This is a genomic window from Pontibacter sp. HJ8 (genome assembly GCF_054824225.1).
This window is the reverse complement of sequence record NZ_JSYF01000318.1, coordinates 1-5,794: the sequence shown is the minus strand read 5'-3', so window position 1 is coordinate 5,794 and position 5,794 is coordinate 1. Positions and strand designations below refer to the sequence as shown.

Genomic DNA, 5,794 nt, shown 5'->3' with positions numbered 1-5,794 from the left:
GTTGGGCGAGCTTACGGCTGGCATTGCCCACGAGATCCAGAACCCGCTCAACTTTGTCAACAACTTTGCCGAGGTAAATAATGATCTGATTGCTGAGTTAAAAGGCGAATTGGCTGCAGGGCACCTGCCGGAGGCTACCACCCTGGCAGAGTTCATTCAGGGAAATGAGAAGAAAATCAGTTTGCACGGGAAACGTGCCGACGCCATTGTGAAAGGTATGCTGCAGCATGCCAGAACCTCTTCCGGGGAGAGGCAGCCGACCGACCTGAACACCTTAACCAATGAGTATCTGAACCTCGCTTATGCCGGTCTGAGAGCACAGAACCCGGGGTTCACAGCGAAAATGATCACTGCTTTCGATCCGCGGCTTGGGAAAGTGGAAGTAGCGCCGCAGGATATCAGCCGCGTGTTGCTCAACCTCTTCAACAACGCCTTTTATGCTGTGCAGCAAAAGCAACATGACGGTGCATGGTATGAGCCCAAGGTGAGGGTAAGCACCGGCCGACAGGACGGAAGAGCGTTCATCAAGGTATGGGATAACGGAACAGGTATACCTATTAAGGTACGGGATAAAATCTTTCAGCCTTTCTTTACAACCAAACCCGCCGGGCAAGGCACCGGACTGGGCCTTTCTTTGAGCTATGACATCATCACCAAGGAACATGGCGGACAAGTAACAGTTGCTTCTGAGGAAGGGGAATGGACCGAGTTCACGGTCCTCCTGCCCTACACTCCTGTAGCTGCCAAAACGCCACCTGTTTCCGAGGACGCACCTCCTGCCAGTACGCTGTCATGAGCTCTCTTTCTGGATGAAGGCACCGCACTGAAAATCAAAGGTTGTAGATAGATTTTCTTATCTTTCCTATACCTGAATCTCTCCTATACCTGAAAAAGTACAGCCGGGTCGACATTGGTTTTAAGCAAGGTGAGCCGGCTATACTGAATAAACCGTGGTCGCAGCAACAAAGTAAAATGCCTGATTATTTATCCGATTTGCGTTTGTCATTTGCAGGAGTGGGCAGGTTCCAACGGTAATGGAGCGCTAATATTCGCAAGGTAAAACAGATCGTTAACGCAATGATCGCCACCCAATCGGCTGATATCCATTTGAAGTAATTTCCTAAAACGACAATCAGAGCCCCGATAAGCGCTGCCGACGCATAAATCTCTTTTTCCAGGATGACGGGAACCCGGTTTAGCAACACATCGCGTATTACTCCGCCTCCTACAGCTGTCGTAATACCCAAAAGAACTGCCACCTCTCCGTTATGGCCATAGTGTAGCGCTTTCTCTGCACCTGTTACCGCAAACAAGGATAAACCCACGGCATCGAAGACTAGTACCGGGCGGGTGAGCAGTTGGACCACAGAATAAAAATGGACTGTTAATCCGGCCGCGATCAAGGCCACAACCAGATAGGGCCAGTTTGTTAATCCGGCAGGTGGAATCGCCCCGATACAAAGGTCACGGATAATTCCGCCGCCGCAGGCCACAGTAAAGGCAAGGGCACAGATCCCAAACAGATCAAGGTTGCGTTTTCTGGCTGCCGTGGCCCCGCTTAGGGCGAATGCAAAAGTACCTGCCAGATCAAGAAAGTAATACAGCGAATGTAGTTTGTCCATTGAACGGGCAGCAGTTTAATTCAGCCAGGCTGCAGCGGCTGTCATCATCGCCTGCAACCCGGTTTTTAAGGTCGGATTTATTACAGGCGCAAACTTAGGTGAATGATTGCTGGGTATAGCGTTTAGCTGGTTATTTTTTTTAGCTTCCAGGTATAGTATCGGATCGGTTCCGCCTACAAACCAGAAAACGTAAGGTACTTTCCAATTCCGGCCGAATATACTGAAGTCTTCGCTGCCGGAAGCAGGTTTGGTTTCCTGTGATCTGTTCCCAAACTGTGCCTCAAATGCGCCTGCCACTTTCGCCGTAGCCAGGGCATCGTTTTCCGTGAGCGGATAACTGGACAACTCTGTAAATTCCGGGTCCCGTGGGGCATTGGAAGCGGCACATTCCGCACAGCAGATGCGCTTAACCGCTGAAAGTATATGGTTCTTGACGCCCTCATTAAACGTTCGGATATTCAATTTGAGTGTGGCATCTTCGGGGATGATATTTTCCTTGGTTCCTGCTTGCAAAGCACCTACGGTCAGTACGGCATTTTCTATCGGGGCGATCTCACGCGAAACTATGGTTTGCAGGCGCATGGTGGTAGCCGCCGCCATCACCACAGGATCAACGGATGTTTGCGGTTGGGAGCCATGTGCGCCACGTCCAAAAAGCTTTACTTTGAGGCTGTTGCCGGCAGCTAAAATGGTGCCGCTCCGATACCCTACCGTACCGGCTTCGCCCACCATAACATGCTGTCCCAGAATAATGTCCGGCCTCGGAAAACGATCCATCATACCATCGTCTATCATGCTTTGTGCCCCACGTCCAACCTCTTCACCTGGCTGAAAAACAGCCATCAGCGTGCCTTGCCATTCGTCTCTGTGTTCTGAAAATAACCTGGCGATGCCCATGAGCCAGGTCACATGCAGGTCGTGCCCGCATACATGCGACACCCCTACTTCTATCCCCTCTTCATCTCTGGCTACAATTGTACTCGCGTAAGGCAGGCCGGTGCTCTCGGTAACAGGAAGCGCATCCATATCTGCCCGTAGCATCACGACAGGACCTTCGCCATTCCTCAAAATACCTATCACACCGGTTACTCCTATACCTGTCGAAACCTCGAATTGATATTGGGCTAAATAATCCGCAGCAATTTTGGCCGTCCGAAACTCCTGCATCGACAACTCCGGGTTCCGGTGGAGATCTTTGTATATCTCTTCCAGCTCAGGAAGCAGCTGATCCACGAATCTGTCCATTTTAGCATTGAAGGCTTTGATCTGAGAAATTTCCATACCTATAAATTAAATTTGAATGATATGCCGGGAGATTCAACTGTTTGTTCCCGATAGCTCTTGGGGACTGTTCGCGAGATTCCTGCTAGGTCACCAACCTTCAATACGTTAAATCTCAGGCATATACTACCTGCCTGGTTTTTAAATATCTCTAAGCCTGAGAGGTTAGCCCGATCAGTACCGGGAATTTTCTTTTGGGTCCGGTAAGTTCCAAACCCTTTTTAGCTATGGTCTGGGCAGCTTTGAATAAGTCAATGTATTTCGCCAAAATAGGCCCTAACAGAAAAGCCGCAAAGATGTTGATGATGAAGGGCGCGGCCGGAGCTGAAACCAGGCTATTTACCTTTGTAACAGCACCGTAAGGGAGGCACACAATAGCTTATCCTATACCTGCGGCGCCGGCCGTTACTAAAACTTTCTGACTCATACCTGCTACTTTGGGTTAATTCATAACCCTCCTGACAAACCTTAGCAGGTGAGTCCTGCTTTACCATGCTTTTGAGATTGCGGCAGTTTACTTTGCTCAGGCTATACCTATTAAACAAAGCCATAGCTATTTGACTCGCCGCCATCAATGGCAATGGTTTGCCCGTTTACATAAGACGCATCTTCACTTAACAGAAAGACGACAACTTTCGCCACTTCATCGGGTAATCCTAAGCGTTTGGTTGGATTGGCTTTCGCATAATCGTTTTCAGCAGCTTTTGGATCATCCGGGTTTACCTGCCGGAAGGCTTCAGCGACCATGGGCGTTAAGATGGCACCCGGAGCAATCGCATTGGTGATGATTCCGTATCTGCCAAATTCCAGCGCTGCATTTTTCGTCATGCCCGAAACGGCATGTTTGCTGGCTACATAAGGCGTTTGATTCAGGACGCCCCTGATGCCCCCCACGGAAGCCACGTTTACAATACGTCCGTACTGCTGGCGTTGCATGATGGGAATGATATAGCGCATGCCGTAAAAAACACCCATCAGGTTAATGTCAATCACTTTCTTAAATACCTGTATATCGTACTCCGTCATAAGAGCTTGTTTGCCTTCAATCCCAGCATTATTGTAAAAGCCGTCAATGCGGCTAAAAGCCTTTACCGTTTCATCAACATACTTTTTCACTTCCTCCTCTTTAGAAACATCGGCTATTACGGTTATCACTTTTGAATCGGGATACTCTTTTAGAATGGCTTGCTGCGCCTCCTCCAACGCTTTTCCGTTATAGTCGATGAGCGACAGACGGGCACCTTGTTTCGCCGCTTCCATTGCCGCTGCCAACCCCAATCCCATAGCAGCTCCGGTGATAGCGATAACTTTGTTTTCCAGCTTTGTCATAATGATAATAATTTGAATAGCGTCTTTGTAATTCCAACTGCCTGCGTCACGATTCGAGGGCCTGTACCCGTTTTTGTAAAAGCTAGTAAACAGCCTCTTTTTCAAACTTAAAATGCCCCACAGTGTATCATTCTGTCTTTCCTGTGTTCAGAGAATAATGATCTGATACTATACAAAGTCTATAAATACAGAAAGTACTTGCTTCTGTCATACCATTAAAACAAACGGGAAATCAGGTATCGAGTTTTTTAGCTGATTTTCCGGGTCTCATTTAGATTTAAAAGTCGCAGTGGGATAGGTAGTTCATTTTCGATTGCTATAAGGCCGCTCCAGCATGTAAGCTTTTGAAAGTAATAAACCTTAGAAAAAGGCAGTCTATTGAGCGAAATGAAGCGTTGGCTAGCCGGAAGGAAAGCCGCTGGTAAGCCAATCCTGTGCCTCCGAAACCGCTTGCCGGGTACTCTCGCCAACGATTTCATTTTTCTTGAGCAGCTGTATACCTTCTAATACTTTGGGGGTCGCCTGCGCCTGAAAGGAGGCGAAACTGTTTTCGCCTAATTCTGTGATGTAAAACCTGCCTTCCGCCTTTTTAATCTTTTCGTAAAAATTCTCAATCACTTCTGTCAGGGTCGCGCCGATGTTGTTACGGCCCCTCATTTCCAGGATAATGACCGGGCGCCGGGTTTGCGGAGCCAGTAGAGGCCATTGGTTTTCCAGGATCCGTGCCCCGGCAAAATGCAGATCACCGTCCACAGCTAAAATGTGAATGGCTTCGTTCTCAATTTCGGCAGGCATCTCTATTTCCTTAAACAAGCCCTCATTTACAAGCGCCCTTCTATGTAGCTTTACCAGCCGTGAAGAAGTCAGGAAATAAAGGGTAAACGAAAGGAGTACACCGATCAATACCGCGTATTGCACCGGCATAAACAGAGTGATCAGGAAGGTGCAGACAAGGCCGATCCTGGAGGCCCATCCGGCATTCCATACCTGTCTGTTCTCTTCCATTTTGAGGGAGCTCGCCATGGCATAGATCATGACAGCTGCCAGAACCGGCATGGCTACGTTCCCTACCAGGGCAGGCAAGAGCAAGACAAGCGCCAGCACCAACAGACCGGAGAAAATGCCGGCCCACCGGCTCCTGGCACCTGAAACGATGTTTAGCGAAGTAGAGCCCAGGGAACCCCCAACACCGATTCCGCCAAATAATCCGGAGGCTATATTGGCTATACCCTGGCTGATAAAATCTTTGGAAGTATTGGACCGCGAGCCATCCGGGTTTGGCACGCTCTGGCTGACACCGGCTGCCTGGATCAGCGTGATCAGGGCCAGGGAAAGCGCTCCACTGAATAAGGCAGGCTGTAGCAGCGAAAAATCTGGCAAACGAAACGGAGGCAAGCCTTTGGGAATTTCACCTACATCGCTCACTACCTCTACATCGGCCCATTTGAGTAAAAAAATAAAAAGCGAGGGCAGCGCGATGGAAACAATAGCCGATTTATTGCCTAAAGGCGTTCTGGGCAACACTAGCATAAAAAATATGGTAGCCAGCCCGGGTAGTAGCG

At 49.0% G+C, this 5,794-nt stretch carries 5 protein-coding genes; 1 reads left to right on the top strand and 4 read right to left on the bottom strand.

What is annotated here, in order from left to right:
* Nucleotides 1–796 (top strand): sensor histidine kinase (locus tag OB13_RS14095; RefSeq protein ID WP_461490808.1); only part of this gene is annotated, 796 nt, incomplete at its 5' end.
* A 184-nt stretch (nt 797–980) separates the two neighbouring features.
* Here the strand turns inward: OB13_RS14095 and OB13_RS14090 are convergent.
* From OB13_RS14090 to OB13_RS14075, 4 genes are all read right to left on the bottom strand, one after another.
* Nucleotides 981–1,622, bottom strand: a complete 642-nt coding sequence (locus OB13_RS14090) for a trimeric intracellular cation channel family protein (protein WP_461490807.1) — start codon at nt 1,620–1,622, stop codon at nt 981–983.
* A gap of 15 nt (nt 1,623–1,637) precedes the next feature.
* Nucleotides 1,638–2,903: a M20 family metallopeptidase gene (locus OB13_RS14085; RefSeq protein WP_461490806.1), complete on the bottom strand. Its 1,266-nt coding sequence runs from the start codon at nt 2,901–2,903 to the stop codon at nt 1,638–1,640.
* Nucleotides 2,904–3,440: 537 nt separating this feature from the next.
* Nucleotides 3,441–4,232 (bottom strand): SDR family oxidoreductase, encoded by a 792-nt coding sequence (locus OB13_RS14080; RefSeq protein WP_461490805.1) that lies wholly within the window; start codon nt 4,230–4,232, stop codon nt 3,441–3,443.
* A 399-nt stretch (nt 4,233–4,631) separates the two neighbouring features.
* Nucleotides 4,632–5,794 (bottom strand): SulP family inorganic anion transporter (locus OB13_RS14075; protein ID WP_461490804.1); only part of this gene is annotated, 1,163 nt, incomplete at its 5' end.

Excerpts from the sequence above, each read along its gene's own strand:
- OB13_RS14090 (WP_461490807.1), bottom strand. The coding sequence starts at position 1,622 with ATGGACAAACTACATTCGCTGTATTACTTTCTTGATCTGGCAGGTACT.
- OB13_RS14085 (WP_461490806.1), bottom strand. The coding sequence starts at position 2,903 with ATGGAAATTTCTCAGATCAAAGCCTTCAATGCTAAAATGGACAGATTC.
- OB13_RS14080 (WP_461490805.1), bottom strand. The coding sequence starts at position 4,232 with ATGACAAAGCTGGAAAACAAAGTTATCGCTATCACCGGAGCTGCTATG.